The sequence below is a fragment of the Streptomyces sp. NPDC047315 genome, from assembly GCF_040643215.1.
Taxonomy (GTDB): Bacteria; Actinomycetota; Actinomycetes; order Streptomycetales; family Streptomycetaceae; genus Streptomyces.
The window spans coordinates 176,257-193,371 of record NZ_JBEYTZ010000010.1 but is presented as its reverse complement, the minus strand read 5'-3'; the positions used below and the strand labels follow the sequence as shown (position 1 = coordinate 193,371).

The following is a 17,115-nucleotide window of genomic DNA, read 5'->3' as shown; positions in this document are numbered from 1 at the left end:
CCTCATCCTCAGGATGGTCAACCCGCTCCACCCGCCCTGCCCGACACGCCCACCCGCCGCACCCCCGCCCCGCCCGTCCCACGAAAACCCGTTCGCCGCCGCCCGGGCCGCTGAGTAAACTGCTCCGCCTTGCCCGCCTCCCTCCGTGGAGCGCCACCGCCCGGACGGAAACCGGCGGTCTCCAGCCGCACCGCTCCCACCACACCCCCGCCGGAGGCCCGCCGTGCCCGCACACACCCCCTCAACCAGCGCCGACGCCGACCCGCTCGCCCGCGAGCGCGCCCACCTCACGTCCTCGCGCGCCGCGCTGCGCAAGATGCGCGAAGAGGTGGAGGCCCTCGACATCGGCGACGTCACGGCGAACTGGGTCAACAAGCAGGCCCTGGAGGCGCGCACCGAGCTGCGGATCAAGGAGCTGGCCGACCTCGCGCACACCCCGCTCTTCTTCGGCCGCCTCGACTACGAGGAGGGCGACCACCGCGACCACGCCTTCTACATCGGCCGCCGCCACGTGCACGACGCCGTCGGCGACCCGATGGTGGTGGACTGGCGCGCCCCGGTCTCCCAGCCGTTCTACCGGGCCTCCCGCACCGACCCGCAGGGCGTCGGGCTGCGCCGCCGCTTCGGCTACACGGCCGGCGACCTCACCGCGTACGAGGACGAGCACCTGGCGTCCGGCCCCGATCCGTACGCCCCGGCATCAGACCGCCCCCGCACCAGCAAGCTGCTCCAACAGGAGATCGAGCGCCCCCGCGTCGGGCCCATGCGGGACATCGTGGCCACCATCCAGCCAGAGCAGGACGAGATCGTCCGCTCCGGACTGTCCGGCACGGTCTGCGTCCAGGGCGGCCCGGGCACCGGGAAGACGGCCGTGGGCCTGCACCGGGTCGCCTTCCTGCTGTACGCGCACCGGGAGCGGCTGGCCCGCACCGGCACCCTCGTCATCGGGCCGAACCGTTCCTTCCTGCGCTACATCGAGCAGGTGCTGCCGGCGCTCGGCGAGTTGGAGGTCAAGCAGGCGACCGTCGACGACCTGGTGGCGCACGTCGAGGTGCGGGGCGCGGACGACGCCGCCGCGGCCGTCGTGAAGGGCGACGCCCGCATGGCGGAGGTGCTGCGCCGGGCCGTCCGCTCGCATGTGACGCCGCCCGCCGAGCCGGTGGTCGTCGTCCGCGGCTCGCGCCGCTGGCGGATCCCGGCGTACGAACTCCAGGAGATCGTCACCGAGTTGCTGGCGCGGGACATCCGCTACGGCGCAGCGCACGACGCGTTGCCGCAGCGGATCGCGCACGCCGTCCTGGTCCGCATGGAGCAGTCGGGCGAGGCCCCCGACGACCGGGTGCAGGACGCGGTGGCCCGCAATCCCGCCGTGAAGGCGGCCGTCAAGGCGATCTGGCCCCCGGTGGACCCGGCGAAGCTGGTGCTGCGGCTCCTGTCCGACCAGGACTTCCTCGCCGCCCACGCCGACGGGCTCCTCACCGCCGACGAGCAGCGCAGCGTCCTGTGGGCGAAGCCGGCGCGCAGCGTGCGGTCGGCGAAGTGGTCCGCCGCGGACGCGGTGTTGATCGACGAGGCGACGGACCTGGTGCAGCGCACGCACTCGCTGGGCCACGTGGTGCTCGACGAGGCGCAGGACCTCTCCCCCATGCAGTACCGGGCCGTCGGGCGGCGCTGCTCGACGGGGTCGGCGACCGTGCTGGGCGACCTGGCGCAGGGCACGACGCCGTGGGCCACCGCCAGTTGGCGGGAGGCCCTGGCCCACCTCGGCAAGCCGGACGCGGTGGTCGAGGAGCTGACGGCCGGCTTCCGAGTGCCGCGCGACGTCATCGCGTACGCCTCCCGGCTGCTCCCCCACATGTCCCCCGGCCTGACGCCGGTCTCCGCCGTCCGCGAGTCGCCCGGCTCGCTGGCGGTGCACCCGGTCGACGGCGCAGTGGCCGACGGAGCGGCCGGCGGCGCAGTGGCCGACGCGACCGGACCGGACTCCTCAGCCGTCGTCGCGGCCTGCCGCACCGCCCTCCAACAGGAGGGTTCGATCGGGCTGATCGCCGCGGACGCCCGGGTGCCGGCGATCGCCGCGGCGCTGACCGCCGCCGGCCTGCCCCACCTCGACCCGGGCACGGAGACCACTGCCGAGTCCCGGCTGACGCTGGTGCCCGCGTCCCTCGCGAAGGGCCTGGAGTACGACTACGTGGTGCTGGACGACCCGGCGTCGATCGTCGCCGGCGAGCCCGACGAGCGCACCGGGCTGCGCCGGCTGTACGTGGCGCTGACCCGTGCCGTATCCGGATTGACGGTCCTTCACCATCAGCCCCTGCCAGTCCAGTTGGGCTGACGAAACCTCTACCCCGGGCCGCCGACCGCGCATTTCGCGACCGGCCGGCCCGGTGGGTCGCGAACCGTACAACCATTCCCCCGGCCCCCTTGTCTGCACAGACACGTACGACACTTTTCGCACTCCGCCCGAACTGGGGGAATCCATGCGCAATCGCTTACGTACCCGTGTCGCCGCGTCCGCTGCCGGCGGCGCACTGGCCCTCACCGCGCTCGCCGTCCCCGGGGCGCAGGCCGACGCCCCGCAGCACCGGACGCAGCCGCCGACCACCAGGGTCGACGGCGGCTACCCGCCAGCCAATCGCGTCATCGTCGGCACCACCACGCCGAACACCCTCACCGTGAACTTCTGGGCCAGCGACCCGGTGCTCGTCGAAAGGCTCGGCGCCCGGCTCTTCCAGGGCACGTCCCCCACCGAGGCGCAGCGGTGGTGGCACCCGGCCAAGACCAAGTGCACGGGTTCGGCCTTCGAGCAGTACTGCACCGCGACGTTCGTCTTCGACCCGCGCGGCCCGCTCGCCAACGTCCACGCCGGGAAGTGGGGCGTCCAGGTGTGGGCCGCGGGCACCGACCACGTCCAGAAGACCGCCGGTCACTTCATGCTCAAGCGCGCGGCGAAGATGGCGATCAACGCCACGCCCGAGCCGGCGAAGCGCGGCCGGACCATCACCGTCAACGGCAGCTTCACCCGGGCGAACTGGGACACCAACACGTACACCGGGTACGCGCGCGTGCCGGTCGTGCTGTCCGAACGCGAGCCCGACCGAGCGCACTACGGCCGGATCGCCACGGTGGCCACCGACGCCAAGGGCCTCCTGAAGGCCCGGATCACGGCGAAGGACGACCGGTTCTTCCGCTACTCGTACAACAGCGACTTCACCACCGACATCGCCATCAGCTACGGCGACTACGTCGACGTACGGCGCTGAGCCCGCCCGGCACACACTCATCGACCAGGGGGAACACCATGCGAAAGCCCACCCGCGCCGCCGTGGCCGCCGTCGGCGGCGCGCTGGCCCTGACCTCGATCGCCCACGGCACCGCGCCCGCCCAGGCCGCGCCGTCGCCCGGACGGACGCAGATCCACGCCAGTAGCGTCTACCCGCACGTGGGCGTGGGCACCGGTGCGAAGTCCTTCACCGTCACCTACCGCGTGACGGACTCGGGCTCCGGGGTGAAGCGCGTCGCCGCTTCCGCACACAACGGGAAGGCCAGACTCTCGGCCACGAAGACCACGTGCCGCGGCCCGCGCCACGACGTGACCTGCACCTCGTACTTCACCGCCGATCCGGGGCGCAACCTGCGCGAAGGCTCAGCCGGGTCCTGGCGCGTCCGCGTCGGGGCCACCGGCAGTACGACGGTGTCGGGCATCGGCGCCGAGGTCTCCATCGAGCACACGACCCGGCTCACGATCAACGCCACGCCCGAACCCGTGCGCAACGGCCGCATCATCACCGTGTACGGCACCCTGACCCGCTCACACTGGAACGCCCGCAGCTACGTCGGATACGGGGGCCAGAACGTGCACCTCGGGTTCCGCCGCACCGACGAGCCCTACTACACCTGGCTCGCCACCAAGGCGACCGACCGCCGCGGCAACGTCAGGGTCGACCTGAGGGCGTACCGCGACGGCACGTTCCGCTACGACTACTACGGGCGCGACGGAGTGCAGCGAGCCGCGTCGACGCCCGACTTCGTCGACGTGCGCTGAGCCCGCCCCGGCAGTCGCGTCACGGGGGTGCGGCACCCGTCGAAACCCTGCCGCACCCCCTCCCACCTGCTATTACGTGTTCCCTTAAGCCGGTCGAAAAGATTTCCGTGTGATGTGAAACCGCCCTGAGAGCTTCGGCGTCTCCACGGACGAGAGTGAGCAACTGCACCACAACTCCACTCTCGGCGCATATCCGATGAAGATCTGACAAGCCGCTTCCTGATGCCCTGCTCGTGCCGTGTCCGCGCACGTGCCCGCGCACGCCCGGAAGCTCGTCATCCCGTGGGGGGATCACCATGCGTATCCGTACGTCCGTTGCCGCACTCGGCAGCGCGCTCGCCCTGGCGGCCGTCGCCGTCCCCAGCGCCCAGGCGCAGGGGGCGCCCGACGGCCCGCAGAAGGTGCACAGCGGCGTCGCCAACGGCGGCAAGAGCCTGATCGTCCAGGCCAACGCGCCGGCGAGCTTCACCGTGACCTTCACCGTCACCGACCCCAAGCGGGTCAAGCGGCTCGGCACGCACGCCTACTTCGGCGCCAGCTCCGCCACGGCGTCGGGCTGGGCGAACGGCAAGACCACCTGCACCGGCCCGGACACCACCAAGAAGTGCACGGCGGTCTTCACGGTCGACCCGAAGGTCCAGCTCGGCAACCACAACGCCGGCCAGTGGAAGATCATCGCCAACATCCAGGGCAGCTCCCCGGTCGCCGTGGAGCGGCACGTCACCACGATGAACATCAAGCGGGCGACCAAGATAACGGTGAACGCGTCGCCGGAGCCGGTGACGAAGAACAAGACCCTCACGATCTCGGGCAAGCTGACCCGGGCGAACTTCGACAGCCTCGGCCACGGGGCCCACGCGAACCAGTACGTGGAGTTGGAGTTCCGCCCGGCCGGCTCGGACAAGTACCGCCTGCACACGCCGAACCTGAAGACCGACAAGAACGGCGTGGTGCAGATCCACTTCAAGGCGTCACAGGACGGCTACTGGCGCTTCCGGTACTTCGGCAACGCCACCTCGGGCGCCGCGACCGCCCAGGGCGACTACGTCGACGTGCGCTGACGCCCCGCCCCCGTTCGTAGCCGCACAACACGACGGCCGCTCCCTCGCCTTGAGGGAGCGGCCGTCCGCGTTCTCGGCACCGCACGCCGTACGTGACGTACGCGCTACGCGTCGATCGCCTCGCGCCACTCGCGCACCGCGTCCGCGCTCACCGGCCCCGACCAGCCGTGCGGCCGGGCCGCGCCGCCGATGTGGAAGCCGTCGAGCCCGGCGGCGCGCAGCGCCGGCAGGTGGTCCAGCCGCAGGCCGCCGCCGACCAGCAGCCGCGCCTCGTAACCCGGCTCGGAGCGCCGGCCGGCCTCGGCGAGCAGGGTGGGCAGTCCGTCGTCGACGCCGCGGGCCGAGCCGGCGGTCAGATACGTGTCGAGGCCCGGCAGGTCCGCGAGCTGCTTGCGCAGCGCGTCCCGGTCGGCGGCGTTGTCGATCGCCCGGTGGAAGGTCCAGGAGCAGCCGGAGATCACCGCGAGCAGCCGTTCGACGGTGACCAGATCCGGATGGCCCTCGTCGTCGAGGAAGCCGAAGACGAACTCGTCCGCGCCCTCCTCGCGCAGCCCGGCCGCGGCGCGCACCAGCGCCTCCACGTCGTCGTGCGTGCCCGCCGAGAAGCCGTCGGTGAGCCGCAGCATCACTCTGAGGGGGACGTCGACGGCGGCGCGGATGCTGGCGAAGGTCTCCCGGGACGGCGTCAGTCCGTCCGCCGCCATGTCCGTGACCAGCTCCAGCCGGTCCGCCCCTCCCGCCTGGGCCGCGATCGCGTCCTCGGCGTCCAGGGCGATCACCTCCAGAAGCGCACGGTTACTCATGTGTACCCATTCCTCCTGGAGAGACGGCTGCGACCCGGTGACGGCTTCGGCTAGGCCGCCGGGCCGGGTGTGGCCGAGAGGTCTAGTCCATTGCTATCAGCCTAGTCCGCGGGCAGCACGGATGCATCAGCGGGCCGATGGGAGTGGCGTGGAAACAGCGGCCCGAAGGAGGGATCCGGCCTTGCGTTTTATACCCAGGGGGGGTATACATGGGTCCTGGAAGGGATACCCTCTAGGGGTATTAAGCAGCGGAGCAGGGAGGAACCATGGCGCACACGGCCACCCACCAAGAGGTGGAACTCGCGATCGGCGGCATGACGTGCGCCTCCTGCGCGGCTCGCATCGAGAAGAAGCTCAACCGCATGGAGGGCGTCGAGGCGACCGTCAACTACGCCACGGAGAAGGCGAAGGTCACCTTCAGCGAGGACGTCAGCGTCAAGGACCTGATCGGCACCGTCGAGGCGACCGGCTACACCGCCGCCCCGCCGAAGCCCAAGCGCGACGCCGCGGCGACGTCGTCCGGATCCGGCACTGACGCGGAAGGCTCCGAGGAAGCCGAGGAGGACGACGCCGAGCTGAAGACGCTGCGCGAGCGGCTGATCACCGCGCTCGTCCTCGCCGTCCCGGTCATCGCGATGGCGATGATCCCGGCGCTCCAGTTCCAGTACTGGCAGTGGCTCTCGCTCACCCTCGCCGCCCCCGTCGTGGTCTACGCGGGCTGGCCCTTCCACCGGGCCGCCTGGAAGAACGCCCGGCACGGCGCGGCCACCATGGACACCCTGATCTCGGTCGGCACCATCGCCGCGTTCCTGTGGTCCATCTACGCACTGTTCTGGGGCCACGCCGGAATGCCCGGCATGACCCACCCCTTCGAGCTGACGATCGAGCGCAGCGACGGCTCGTCCAACATCTACCTGGAGGCCGCGGCCGGCGTCACCGCCTTCATCCTGGCCGGGCGCTACTTCGAGGCCCGTTCCAAGCGCAAGGCCGGTGCCGCGCTGCGCGCCCTGATGGAGCTGGGCGCCAAGGAGGTCACCGTCCTGCGGGACGGCGAGGAGGTCCGCGTACCGACCGCCGAGCTGAAGGTCGGCGACACGTTCCTGGTCCGCCCCGGCGAGAAGATCGCCACCGACGGCGTCGTGGTCGAGGGCTCGTCCGCCGTGGACGCCTCGATGCTCACCGGCGAGTCCGTGCCCGTCGAGGTCGCCCCCGGCGACGGCGTCACCGGCGCAACCCTGAACGCGGGCGGCCGGCTGGTCGTGAAGGCCACCCGGGTCGGCTCCGACACCCAGCTCGCCCGGATGGCACAGCTCGTCGAGGACGCGCAGAACGGCAAGGCGGCGGCCCAGCGGCTGGCCGACAGGATCTCCGGCGTCTTCGTCCCGATCGTGATCCTGCTGGCCATCGGCACCCTGATCACCTGGCTGACGCTCGGCGAGGGCTGGGCCGCGGCCTTCACGGCGGCGGTGGCCGTACTGATCATCGCCTGCCCCTGCGCACTCGGGCTCGCCACGCCGACCGCGCTCATGGTCGGCACGGGCCGCGGCGCGCAGCTCGGCATCCTGATCAAGGGCCCCGAGGTCCTGGAGACCACCCGCAAGGTCGACACCGTCGTCCTGGACAAGACCGGCACCGTCACCACCGGCAAGATGACCCTGCTCGGCGTGCACCCCGCCGCCTCGACCGACGAGGCCGAGGTGCTGCGGCTGGCGGGCTCGCTGGAGAACGCCTCCGAGCACCCGATCGCCCAGGCCGTCGCCACCGGCGCGATCGAGAAGGTCGGCGCGCTCCCCACGCCGGAGGACTTCGCCAACATCCCCGGACTCGGCGTCCAGGGCATCGTCGAGGGCCACGCCGTCCTCGTCGGCCGCGAGAAGCTGCTCGCCGAGTGGGAGATCCGGCTCCCCGAGGAGCTGAAGGCGGCGAAGGACGCGGCGGAGGCCGCGGGTCGTACGGCCATCGCGGTCGCCTGGGACGGCGAGGCCCGCGCGGTCCTGGAGGTCGCCGACGCGGTGAAGGAGACCAGCGCCGAGGCGATCACCCGGCTCCGCGGACTGGGGCTCACCCCGATCCTGCTCACCGGCGACAACGAGGCCGTCGCGAAGGCGGTGGCCAAGGAGGTCGGCATCGACGAGGTCATCGCCGAGGTCATGCCGGAGGACAAGGTCGACGTCGTCAAGCGCCTCCAGGCCGAGGGCCGCAGCGTGGCCATGGTCGGCGACGGCGTGAACGACGCTGCGGCGCTCGCCCAGGCCGACCTCGGGCTGGCGATGGGCACCGGCACGGACGCGGCGATCGAGGCCAGCGACCTGACGCTGGTGCGGGGCGACCTGCGGGCGGCGGCGGACGCGATCCGGCTGGCCCGACGGACGCTCGGCACGATCCGGACCAACCTGTTCTGGGCCTTCGCCTACAACGTGGCGGCGCTGCCGCTGGCCGCGATGGGGCTGCTGAGCCCGATGATCGCGGGTGCGGCGATGGCGTTCTCCTCGGTCTTCGTGGTCGGGAACAGCCTGCGGCTGCGGGGCTTCAAGGCCGCGCGGTGAGCGGGCGGTAGCCGACGGGTGACAGGACCACCCCGGGTAAGGGGGCAGGAGGAGGGGCCCGGGCGCTTCAAGCGCCCGGGCCCCTTCGCGATTCCGCGCTCTGCCGTGCAGCGGTCTTCGTCAGCCGCCGAGGCCGCCGCTGCCGAAGGACCCGCTGTGGGCGTTCGGCCCGTGCTTGGGCCGTTCCTCGCGGCCCTTGCCGGTGCTGTGGCTGCTGTGGGGGTGCATGTTGTACGGGAGCAGACGTCCGCCGTCGTGCGGGAACGCGTCCTCGTCCGCCTCGCGGATCTCCTCCACGTGGGCGGGGCGGTCGGGCTTGTGCGGCTGCTCCTCCGGGCGGGGCGTGACCAAGGCGGCACGGCGGCGGCCGTCCCACCACATGGCGGCGCACAACAAGGCCACCAGGACGAGTCCGAAGAAGATGATTCCGAGCATGTCTGCCTCCGTCTGCCTCCGTCTGCCTTCGTGTGAGGCGGCACCCGTCGGTGTCTCGCCTTCCAGTGTCCCCCCAAAGGACAGAACGGGCATAAGGGCCCTTTTGTCGGCTCAGGTGAAGACGATCAGGTCCGCCTCGGTCGCCCCCGTCAGCTCGTACCGGGTCCCGGTCAGCGGACGGCCCGCGATCAGCCGGATCAGCGTCGTCGCTGCGCCGGTGTACGTCGCGGGCTCGGGGCTGTCGGCGCCCAGCACCAGCGGCGCGTCGTGGCCCTCCAGCCGGGCCAGCAGCGGCTGCGTGCGCCGGGCCCGGGTCAGCGAGGCGAGCAGCCGCAGCGCGTACGGCAACCCGGCCCCCTCGTACGCCGCCGGCTCGCCCAGCGCCTCCCGCAGGTCACCGGCGTGCACCCACTCGCCGAGCGCGACCGCGTCCAGCTTGCCGTGCACGGCCTCGGCGATGACCGGCCCCGCGTCGGTCATCCCGCGCTCCAAGGCGTCCACGACCTGTTGGTGGGAGAGCTCGGCGACATCGGCGATGTCGCGTTCGTTCGCCTCGGGAGTGAACACGCCCTTCTCGTAGCGCTGCTCCACCACCCGGTTGAGGGCGGTGGCGCAGTGGGCGACGACGTGGCGCACCGTCCAGCCGGGACAGCACGTCCGGATCGTGAAGTCCTCGTCGGGCAGGGCGCGCAGCAGCGGGATCAGGTCGTCCCGCTCGGTGCGGAGGAGCAGGCCGGGCAGTTCGGGGTCGCGTACGGAGTCCATGCCTCCACCCAACCTCAAAGTGCGCCCGCGCCTCCAGCCCCTGGTACGGACGGGGTACCGGGTCGTACGGTCCCGGCATGGACGTGATCGAAGACCTGCGGGCCCGCTGGGTGCGCACCCTCGTCGCGGCGCGCGGCGCGGACGCGCCCGGACCCGATCCGCTGCCGTACGCGGCGAACCTGCTGGCCCGCTGGGCGGAGCCGCAGCGCCGCTACCACACGACGGCGCACCTGGCGGCGGTCCTGGCGCACGTCGACGACCTCGCCGGGTACGCCGACGCGCCCGACCTGGTCCGCCTCGCCGCGTGGTTCCACGACGCGGTGTACGACCCCGAGCGCTCCGAGAACGAGGAGCGCTCGGCCCGGCTGGCGGAACGCGCCCTGGCCGAGGCGGGGCTGGCGCGGGGCGCGGTGGCGGAGGTGGCCCGCCTGGTGCGGCTGACCGTGACGCACGCGCCCGCGCCGGACGACGCGAACGGGGCGGTGCTGTGCGACGCGGACCTCGCGGTGCTGGCGGCGCCGCGGGACGCGTACGCCGCGTATGCGGGGGCGGTGCGGGAGGAGTACGGCTTCGTCCCGGACGCGGCGTTTCGGCGGGGCCGGGCGGAGGTGCTGCGGCGGCTGCTGTCCCTGGACCGCCTGTTCCACACCCCGCACGGCACGCGAGCGTGGGAACGCCCGGCCCGCGCCAACCTGACGTCAGAACTCGCTTCCCTGACGTAGCCCCCCCACTCGCGCAGTTCCTCACGCCCCTGGACCTCTCGCCGTAACCCTGCGGGGTGGGTTGTTCTCCGCGGCCCAGTGGTGGGCTTGTCGCGCAGTTCCCCGCGCCCCTGATTCGCTGCCCCCGTCGCCCAACTGCAGGGCTGTGGGTGACCTACCGCGCTGACCGGGCGACAGCGAGGTCTTTTTTGGGGGGGCGCGAGGAACTGCGCGACCAGCCACAGACGGCCCGCAGAGGCCAGCGCATCCCACAGGGAAACGGCGGCAAGGTCATCGCGTCAGCGCTCCGCAGGGGAATGTTGGGAAGGGTCCGCGCGGTTGGAGCCGTCATGCCCGAATCCGCGCCGCCCGCCCACCCCACCCGCATGCCCCTCGCCGTATACGTCCTCGGCCTCTCCGTCTTCGCCCTCGGCACCAGCGAGTTCATGCTCTCCGGGCTGCTACCCCCCATCGCGGACGACATGGGCGTCTCCATCCCCCAGGCCGGCCTCCTGATATCCGCCTTCGCGATCGGCATGGTCGTGGGCGCCCCCCTGCTCGCCGTCGCCACGCTCCGGCTGCCGCGCAAGGCCACCCTGATCGCCCTGATCTCGGTGTTCGGCGTCGGCCAGATCGCGGGGGCGATCGCGCCCACCTACGAGGTGCTGTTCGCGTCGCGCGTGATCAGCGCCCTCGCGTGCGCCGGCTTCTGGGCGCTCGGCGCGGCGGTGTCGATCGCGATGGTGCCGGTGAACTCGCGGGCCCGCGCCATGGCCGTGATGCTCGGCGGTCTGTCCATCGCGAACGTCCTCGGGGTGCCCGCGGGCGCCTTCCTCGGCGACCACTGGGGCTGGCGCGCGGCGTTCTGGGCGGTTGCCCTCGCCTCCGCGGTCGCGCTGGTCGGCGTGGTGACCCTGGTCCCCCGCATCCCGCCGCCCGCGCAGCGGCCGGAGCTGAAGCGGGAGCTGTCGATCTATCGCGACCGGCACGTGTGGCTCGCGGTCGCCGCGACCGCGCTCGCCGGCGGCGGCGTGTTCTGCGCCTTCTCGTACCTCGCGCCGCTGATCACGGACTCCGCCGGGATCGCCGAGGGCTGGGTGCCGTGGGTGCTGGCGCTGTTCGGCCTCGGTGCGCTGATCGGTACGGCGATCGGCGGCCGGATCGCGGACGCGCACATGTTCGGGGTGCTGCTCAGCGGCATCGCGGCGTCCACGGTCTTCCTGACGGTGCTGGCGCTCTTCGACACCGTGCCGGCGGTGGTGGTCACCGTCGCGTTCCTGCTCGGGGTGTCCGCGTTCTACACCGGCCCGGCGCTCAACGCCCGGATCTTCAACGTCGCGGGCGCCGCCCCGACGCTCGCTGGCGCCACCGCCACGTCCGCGTTCAACCTGGGCAACACCGGCGGGCCCGCGCTCGGCGGCGTCGTCATCGACGCCGACTTCGGCTACGGGGCCACGGCCTGGGCGGGCGCGGCGATGCTGGTGGTCGCGGTGGCGCTGGTGGCCGTCTCGATGCGGCTGCACGGTGCGACCCGCGTGGTGGCGTCGTCCCCGAAGACGGCCGTCGCGCCCCAGCCGGCCACGGAGCACGCCCAAGCCACCCAAAACACCTAAAACACCTAAAACGCAGGGCGCGTCTTGCGTCTCCGCAGGCCCGCCGCCGTCAGGATCCTGACCACCTCACGGCTCGGCACCTGCACCGCGCCCGCCGCGACCGCGGCGGCGTAGCGGTGCGCCGGAACGTCGTAGTGGTCGCGTTCGAAGGCGCGGCGCGGGCAGCCGATCGACGCGGCGAAGGCGTGCAGTTCCTCGTACGAGACGTCGCTGACGAGGTGGGACCAGAGCAGGCCGTGGCCGGGCCAGTCCGGCGGATCGATGTAGAGGGTCATCCGACGCCGGGGCTCCCGCCCTCGCCGCCACCCGCGTTCCCAGCCGCGCCGCTCCCCAGCGAGCCGACGCGGGCCACGACCACGCCCGCCTGCTCGCACACCCAGCGCGGGTCCGTGCCCAGCTCGGGCTCGACCCCGAGGGCGTGCGGGTCGCCCGAGTCGCAGACCGGGCACAGGGGCCAGCGGCCGTGCCGTTCCAGCAGGGCGTCCTGGACGTCCTGGGCGACGAGCCCGGTGACGTACGCCGCGCCCTCCGGCCACTGCTCCACCCACCAACGGCGGTGCGCGACCGACTCCTCCACCAGCGAGACGACCTCCGCGTCCGCCACGTCGCGCGCCGCGAGGTCGGCCAGGATCAGGGCGCGGGCGGCGTGCAGGGCCTGCTCTGCGCCCGGGCCGGAAGGGGGCCCGGAGGAAGCCCCGGGGGAAGCCCCGGACGGGTCCGCTGGATTCATGCCGCCATTGTCCCGCACGGGTCAGTTCCGAACACACCGCGCCCGATCCACACCAAGGGGGTCTTGACCTGTGCCATGGTACGAAAATAGCTTTCATACCATGGCTAACCCAGTGAAGGAAATTTTCAACAAGGGGGCCGCCGTCAGCGACACTCCGCCCGCACCCGCCGCCCTCGCCGCCAAGGTCAGGACGCTCACCCCGTCCATGACCCGCTCCATGCAGCGGGTCGCCGAGGCCGTCGCCGACGACCCCGCGGGCTGCGCCGCGCTGACGGTGACCGGTCTCGCCGAACGCACCGGCACCAGCGAGGCGACCGTCGTGCGCACCGCGCGGCTCCTCGGCTACCCGGGCTACCGCGACCTGCGACTCGCCCTCGCCGGACTCGCCGCGCACCAGCAGTCCGGCCGGGCGCCCAGCGTCACCGCGGACATCGCCGTCGACGACCCCATCTCGGACGTGGTCGCCAAACTCGCCTACGACGAACAGCAGACCCTGGCCGACACCGCCGCCGGCCTGGACACCGCGCAGCTCTCCGCCGCGGTCGTCGCCGCCGCGACCGCCCGCCGCATCGACATCTACGGCGTGGGGGCGTCCTCCCTCGTCGGCATGGACCTGGCGCAGAAGCTGCTGCGCATCGGGCTGATCGCCCACGCGCACGCCGACCCGCACCTCGCCGTCACCAACGCCGTGCAGTTGCGCGCCGGTGACGTCGCGATCGCCATCACCCACTCCGGCTCCACCGGCGACGTCATCGAGCCGTTGCGCACCGCCTTCGAGCGGGGCGCGACCACGGTGGCGATCACCGGCCGCCCGGACGGGCCGGTGTCCCAGTACGCCGACCACGTACTGACCACCTCGTCCGCCCGCGAGAGCGAGCTGCGCCCGGCGGCGATGTCGTCCCGCACGGGCCAGCTCCTCGTCGTCGACTGCCTGTTCATCGGCGTGGCCCAACGGACGTACGAGACCGCGGCCCCGGCGCTCGCCGCCTCCTACGAGGCCCTGGCGCACCGGCATTCCCCCCGTAGCACCACCCGCTAGGGCCTGTCTCACGGATCAGGCTGCGCGAGCCCAGCAAGATCCGTGAGACAGGGCCTAAGGGCCGTTTTGACCGATAGGAAGCACATGACCTCCACCTCGCCCGTCCACGGGGACCTCCGCGCCGAACTCGAAACGCTCACCACGGAGGCGTTCCGGCCGGACCTCGCGGACGTCGACCGGCTGCCGACACTCGACATCGCCCACCTCATGAACTCCGAGGACCGCAGCGTGCCCGGCGCGGTCGCACAACACCTGCCCGCGATCGCCGCGGCGATCGACGCCGCAGCGGAGCGGATGGCGCGCGGCGGCCGGCTGATCTACGCGGGCGCGGGCACGGCCGGGCGCCTCGGCGTCCTCGACGCGAGCGAGTGTCCGCCCACCTTCAACACGGATCCGTCGCAGGTGGTGGGGTTGATCGCGGGCGGGCCTTCGGCGTTCGTCAACGCGGTGGAGGGCGCGGAGGACAGCGGCGAGCTGGCCGCGTCCGACCTGGCGGGGCTCGGGGTCGGTGCGGACGACACCGTCGTCGGCGTCTCCGCGTCCGGCCGCACCCCCTACGCCGTCGGCGCGGTCCGCTACGCCCGCAGCCGGGGCGCGCTCACCGTGGGCCTGTCCTGCAACGAGAACAGCCCGCTCGCGGCGGCGGCGGAACACGGCGTCGAGGTCGTCGTCGGCCCCGAGCTGCTCAGCGGCTCGACGCGGCTGAAGGCGGGCACGGCGCAGAAGCTGGTCCTCAACATGATCTCGACGATCACGATGATCCGCCTCGGGAAGACGTACGGGAACCTGATGGTCGACCTGCGCGCCTCGAACGAGAAGCTGCGGGCGCGCTCGCGGAGGATCGTCGCGTACGCGACGGGTGCGGGTGAGGAGGAGGTGGAGGCGGCGTTGAAGGCGACGGAGGGGGAGGTGAAGCCGGCGATCCTGACGATCCTGGCGGAAGTCGACGCGGTGACGGCGAGCCGTCTGCTGACGGAGGCGCAGGGCCACCTCCGCGCAGCCTTGCGCGCGGCCCCCTGAGCTTTCCCCTGCGGGATGCGGGTGTTCTTGACCTTGCCGCCGCGCCCCTGCGGGGTGCCGGCGCGATTGACCTTGCCACCGTGCCCCTGCGGGGTGCGTTGGTCTCCGCGGGCCGGTGGTGGGTTGTTCGCGCAGTTCCCCGCGCCCCTGACTTGCTTCCCTCATGGTTTGCCTGCGGGCCGTCTGTGGCTGGCCGCGGAGACCAACGCTCCCGCAGGGAAGCGGCGAGAGGTCCAGGGGCGCGCGGAATTGCGCGGGTGGCTCACCGGGCGCCGGGGGTTTGCGCCGCTTGGCTGAGGTGGGTTCGGGGCGCGGGAGGATCCGCTGCGCCGGGGATACACATCCGCGCATGGGCGAACAGCACCAGGACCCGGCCCCAGCCCCAAGCGCCAGCGCAACCGCGCTGCTCGAACACATCGGCGGCTCCGGAAACGTCCTCGACGTCTCCCACTGCATGACCCGCCTGCGCCTCACCCTCCTCGACCGCGCCGCCGTACGGCACGAAGCAATCACCGCCCTGCCCGGCGTCCTCGGCGTCGTCGAGGACGGGACCTCGTACCAGGTCGTCTACGGGCCTGGAGTCGTCGTACGGGTCACCGAAGCGTTCGAGAACCTCCTCACACCCACACCCACACCCACACCCGCCCCCACCAAGCCGCTCCTACGCCGCATCGGCAGCATCTTCGTGCCCCTCATCCCCGCCCTCATCGGCTGCGGCGTCGTCGCCGGCCTCGGCGGACTGCTCGTCAACTTCCGGCTGCTGCCCGGCCTCACCCCCGCCATCGCCGCCGTCTCCGGCGGGTTCATGGCGCTGATCGCCGTCTTCGTCGGCTACAACACGGCGAAGGAGTTCGGCGGCACCCCCGTCCTCGGCGGCGCCGTCGCCGCCGTCGTCGTCTTCCCCGGCGTGGCGAAGGTCGACGCGTTCGGGCAGGAGGTGGTGCCCGGCCAGGGCGGGGTGCTCGGCGCGCTCGCCGCCGCGCTGCTCGCGGTGGCCGTGGAGCGCTGGTGCCGCGGACGCGTGCCGGACGCGCTCGACGTACTGCTCACCCCCGCGGTCACGGTGCTCTTCACCGGCCTCGTCACCGTCTACGGGTTGATGTACGCCGCCGGCGAGGCCGCCGCCGCGCTCGGTGCCGCCGCCACCGCGCTGCTCGACTACGGCGGGGTGGCCGCGGGCTTCGTGCTCGGCGGACTGTTCCTGCCGCTGGTGATGGTGGGGCTGCACCAGGCGCTGATCCCGATCCACGCCACGCTCATCGAGCAGCAGGGCGCGACCGTGCTGCTGCCGATCCTGGCGATGGCGGGCGCGGGGCAGGTCGGCGCGGCGGTGGCCGTGTACGCCAGGCTGCGGCGCCACACCGAGGTGCGCGCCACGATCCGCTCCGCGCTGCCGGCCGGGCTGCTCGGGGTCGGCGAGCCGCTGATCTACGGAGTCACCCTGCCGCTGGGGCGGCCGTTCGTGACGGCCTGCTTCGGGGGTGCGTTCGGCGGCGGTTTCGTCGGGCTGTTCTCGATGCTCGGCGACCGGGTCGGCTCGACGGCGATCGGCCCGTCCGGCTGGGCGCTGTTCCCGCTGCTGCGCGGCGACCACGGCCCGCTGACGACCCTCGTCGTGTACGCGGGCGGACTGTTCGTCGGATACGCGGTGGGCTTCGCCGCCACGTACTGGTTCGGCTTCACCAGGGAGCTGCTGGCCCAGTACGCCGGACCGGACCGAGCACCGGCGCCCGAGGCCAAACCGGTCCCGGAGCCGACACAGGTCCCGGAGCCGACGCCGGACCCGGACCCGGACCCGGCACCGACGCCAGCCCCGGCTCCGACGCCCGAGGCGGAACCCGCGCCCCAGCCCCTCACAGGCTGATGACGCCCGTCCTGGTGTCCGTCATGTCCAGCAGCGTCCACTTGCCGCCGATGCGGCCCCAGCCCGTCCCGCGTCCACCGGCGCCGCCGAACGGCATGTTGACGTCCCACCAGTTGTTCGTCTCGTTCACGATCACCTGCCCGACCTGAAGCTCCTCGACGAAGCGGAACGCGGACTTCCTGCTGGTGGTGAAGACCACGCCCTGGAGGCCGAGTGCGTCGTCGTTGGCGATCCGCAGCAAATCGTCCTCGTCGCGGCCGGTGATGATCGTGACGACGGGCCCGAACGAGTCCTCCCGGGCCAGCAGGCTGTCCTCGGGGACCGCGTCGACCACGGTGAACTCGTAGTACAGCTCCGTCGGCATGCCGGCGCACCGTGAAACCCGAGGCACGTCGGCCGTCGCGTCGCGTCCCGACGTACGCGCGACGCGACGGCCTCCGCCTGGCCACGTCAGTTGGCTTCCCCGCACGGGGGACCGGAGCGGTCGGTCACC

At 72.6% G+C, this 17,115-nt stretch carries 16 protein-coding genes; 10 read left to right on the top strand and 6 right to left on the bottom strand.

Translation table 11 applies throughout. The features are described from left to right. Positions 1-316: 316 nt before the first annotated feature. The 4 genes from ABZ842_RS14460 (at position 317) to ABZ842_RS14445 (ending at position 5,106) form a co-directional block, all read left to right on the top strand. Entirely contained in the window at positions 317-2,335 is a 2,019-nt protein-coding gene (locus tag ABZ842_RS14460) for an AAA family ATPase (protein WP_361536920.1), read from the top strand. A 145-nt stretch (positions 2,336-2,480) separates the two neighbouring features. Next, on the top strand, positions 2,481-3,263 hold the full coding sequence (locus ABZ842_RS14455) for a hypothetical protein (protein WP_361536754.1): 783 nt from the start codon (positions 2,481-2,483) through the stop codon (positions 3,261-3,263). Positions 3,264-3,301: 38 nt separating this feature from the next. After that, complete coding sequence (locus ABZ842_RS14450) at positions 3,302-4,045, top strand: hypothetical protein (RefSeq protein WP_361536752.1); 744 nt, start codon at positions 3,302-3,304, stop codon at positions 4,043-4,045. A 296-nt stretch (positions 4,046-4,341) separates the two neighbouring features. Continuing rightward, a complete protein-coding gene (locus ABZ842_RS14445) occupies positions 4,342-5,106 on the top strand; it encodes a calcium-binding protein (RefSeq protein ID WP_361536750.1) in 765 nt (254 codons plus the stop codon). A 104-nt stretch (positions 5,107-5,210) separates the two neighbouring features. Here ABZ842_RS14445 and ABZ842_RS14440 read toward each other — a convergent pair whose 3' ends face one another. After that, complete coding sequence (locus ABZ842_RS14440) at positions 5,211-5,909, bottom strand: copper homeostasis protein CutC (RefSeq protein WP_361536748.1); 699 nt, start codon at positions 5,907-5,909, stop codon at positions 5,211-5,213. Positions 5,910-6,175: 266 nt separating this feature from the next. On the opposite strand from ABZ842_RS14440, the gene ABZ842_RS14435 reads away from it, so the two are divergent. Further along, a complete protein-coding gene (locus ABZ842_RS14435) occupies positions 6,176-8,455 on the top strand; it encodes a heavy metal translocating P-type ATPase (RefSeq protein WP_361536746.1) in 2,280 nt (759 codons plus the stop codon). Positions 8,456-8,575: 120 nt separating this feature from the next. On the opposite strand, the gene ABZ842_RS14430 is transcribed toward ABZ842_RS14435, so the two are convergent. Together ABZ842_RS14430 and ABZ842_RS14425 are read right to left on the bottom strand one after the other, a co-directional pair. Then, complete coding sequence (locus ABZ842_RS14430) at positions 8,576-8,890, bottom strand: DUF6479 family protein (protein ID WP_361536744.1); 315 nt, start codon at positions 8,888-8,890, stop codon at positions 8,576-8,578. A 111-nt stretch (positions 8,891-9,001) separates the two neighbouring features. Continuing rightward, entirely contained in the window at positions 9,002-9,655 is a 654-nt protein-coding gene (locus tag ABZ842_RS14425; RefSeq protein ID WP_361536742.1) for a maleylpyruvate isomerase family mycothiol-dependent enzyme, read from the bottom strand. Between the two features lie 77 nt (positions 9,656-9,732). On the opposite strand from ABZ842_RS14425, the gene ABZ842_RS14420 reads away from it, so the two are divergent. Then, on the top strand, positions 9,733-10,377 hold the full coding sequence (locus ABZ842_RS14420; RefSeq protein ID WP_361536740.1) for a hypothetical protein: 645 nt from the start codon (positions 9,733-9,735) through the stop codon (positions 10,375-10,377). Between the two features lie 365 nt (positions 10,378-10,742). After that, complete coding sequence (locus tag ABZ842_RS14415; RefSeq protein ID WP_361536918.1) at positions 10,743-11,969, top strand: Cmx/CmrA family chloramphenicol efflux MFS transporter; 1,227 nt, start codon at positions 10,743-10,745, stop codon at positions 11,967-11,969. Positions 11,970-11,974: 5 nt separating this feature from the next. Here the strand turns inward: ABZ842_RS14415 and ABZ842_RS14410 are convergent, their stop codons facing one another. After that, positions 11,975-12,244 (bottom strand): DUF4031 domain-containing protein, encoded by a 270-nt coding sequence (locus tag ABZ842_RS14410; RefSeq protein ID WP_361536738.1) that lies wholly within the window; start codon positions 12,242-12,244, stop codon positions 11,975-11,977. After that, the gene (locus ABZ842_RS14405) at positions 12,241-12,699 is read right to left on the bottom strand and encodes a hypothetical protein (RefSeq protein ID WP_361536736.1); all 459 of its coding nucleotides are present in this window, start codon (positions 12,697-12,699) and stop codon (positions 12,241-12,243) included. The genes ABZ842_RS14410 and ABZ842_RS14405 overlap by 4 nt, the downstream gene beginning before the upstream one ends. A gap of 100 nt (positions 12,700-12,799) precedes the next feature. On the opposite strand from ABZ842_RS14405, the gene ABZ842_RS14400 reads away from it, so the two are divergent. The 3 genes from ABZ842_RS14400 to ABZ842_RS14390 all read left to right on the top strand — a co-directional run bounded on the left by ABZ842_RS14400 (position 12,800) and on the right by ABZ842_RS14390 (position 16,622). Further along, a complete protein-coding gene (locus ABZ842_RS14400) occupies positions 12,800-13,738 on the top strand; it encodes a MurR/RpiR family transcriptional regulator (protein WP_361536734.1) in 939 nt (312 codons plus the stop codon). A gap of 84 nt (positions 13,739-13,822) precedes the next feature. Further along, positions 13,823-14,758 carry an N-acetylmuramic acid 6-phosphate etherase gene (murQ, locus tag ABZ842_RS14395; RefSeq protein WP_361536732.1) on the top strand — a complete coding sequence of 312 codons (936 nt, stop codon included), beginning with the start codon at positions 13,823-13,825 and terminating at the stop codon, positions 14,756-14,758. A 349-nt stretch (positions 14,759-15,107) separates the two neighbouring features. Continuing rightward, positions 15,108-16,622, top strand: a complete 1,515-nt coding sequence (locus tag ABZ842_RS14390; protein WP_361536730.1) for a PTS transporter subunit EIIC — start codon at positions 15,108-15,110, stop codon at positions 16,620-16,622. Here ABZ842_RS14390 and ABZ842_RS14385 read toward each other — a convergent pair. Further along, the gene (locus tag ABZ842_RS14385; RefSeq protein ID WP_361536728.1) at positions 16,612-16,986 is read right to left on the bottom strand and encodes an aldehyde dehydrogenase family protein; all 375 of its coding nucleotides are present in this window, start codon (positions 16,984-16,986) and stop codon (positions 16,612-16,614) included. The genes ABZ842_RS14390 and ABZ842_RS14385 overlap by 11 nt on opposite strands. Between the last annotated feature and the right edge of the window lie 129 nt (positions 16,987-17,115).

Coding starts and splice junctions, on each gene's coding strand:
- ABZ842_RS14435 (WP_361536746.1), top strand. CDS start 6,176: ATGGCGCACACGGCCACCCACCAAGAGGTGGAACTCGCGATCGGCGGC.
- ABZ842_RS14400 (WP_361536734.1), top strand. CDS start 12,800: ATGGCTAACCCAGTGAAGGAAATTTTCAACAAGGGGGCCGCCGTCAGC.
- ABZ842_RS14440 (WP_361536748.1), bottom strand. CDS start 5,909: ATGAGTAACCGTGCGCTTCTGGAGGTGATCGCCCTGGACGCCGAGGAC.
- ABZ842_RS14390 (WP_361536730.1), top strand. CDS start 15,108: ATGGGCGAACAGCACCAGGACCCGGCCCCAGCCCCAAGCGCCAGCGCA.
- ABZ842_RS14430 (WP_361536744.1), bottom strand. CDS start 8,890: ATGCTCGGAATCATCTTCTTCGGACTCGTCCTGGTGGCCTTGTTGTGC.
- ABZ842_RS14450 (WP_361536752.1), top strand. CDS start 3,302: ATGCGAAAGCCCACCCGCGCCGCCGTGGCCGCCGTCGGCGGCGCGCTG.
- ABZ842_RS14415 (WP_361536918.1), top strand. CDS start 10,743: ATGCCCCTCGCCGTATACGTCCTCGGCCTCTCCGTCTTCGCCCTCGGC.
- ABZ842_RS14455 (WP_361536754.1), top strand. CDS start 2,481: ATGCGCAATCGCTTACGTACCCGTGTCGCCGCGTCCGCTGCCGGCGGC.
- murQ (WP_361536732.1), top strand. CDS start 13,823: ATGACCTCCACCTCGCCCGTCCACGGGGACCTCCGCGCCGAACTCGAA.
- ABZ842_RS14445 (WP_361536750.1), top strand. CDS start 4,342: ATGCGTATCCGTACGTCCGTTGCCGCACTCGGCAGCGCGCTCGCCCTG.
- ABZ842_RS14420 (WP_361536740.1), top strand. CDS start 9,733: ATGGACGTGATCGAAGACCTGCGGGCCCGCTGGGTGCGCACCCTCGTC.
- ABZ842_RS14460 (WP_361536920.1), top strand. CDS start 317: ATGCGCGAAGAGGTGGAGGCCCTCGACATCGGCGACGTCACGGCGAAC.
- ABZ842_RS14410 (WP_361536738.1), bottom strand. CDS start 12,244: ATGACCCTCTACATCGATCCGCCGGACTGGCCCGGCCACGGCCTGCTC.
- ABZ842_RS14425 (WP_361536742.1), bottom strand. CDS start 9,655: ATGGACTCCGTACGCGACCCCGAACTGCCCGGCCTGCTCCTCCGCACC.
- ABZ842_RS14385 (WP_361536728.1), bottom strand. CDS start 16,986: ATGCCGACGGAGCTGTACTACGAGTTCACCGTGGTCGACGCGGTCCCC.
- ABZ842_RS14405 (WP_361536736.1), bottom strand. CDS start 12,699: ATGAATCCAGCGGACCCGTCCGGGGCTTCCCCCGGGGCTTCCTCCGGG.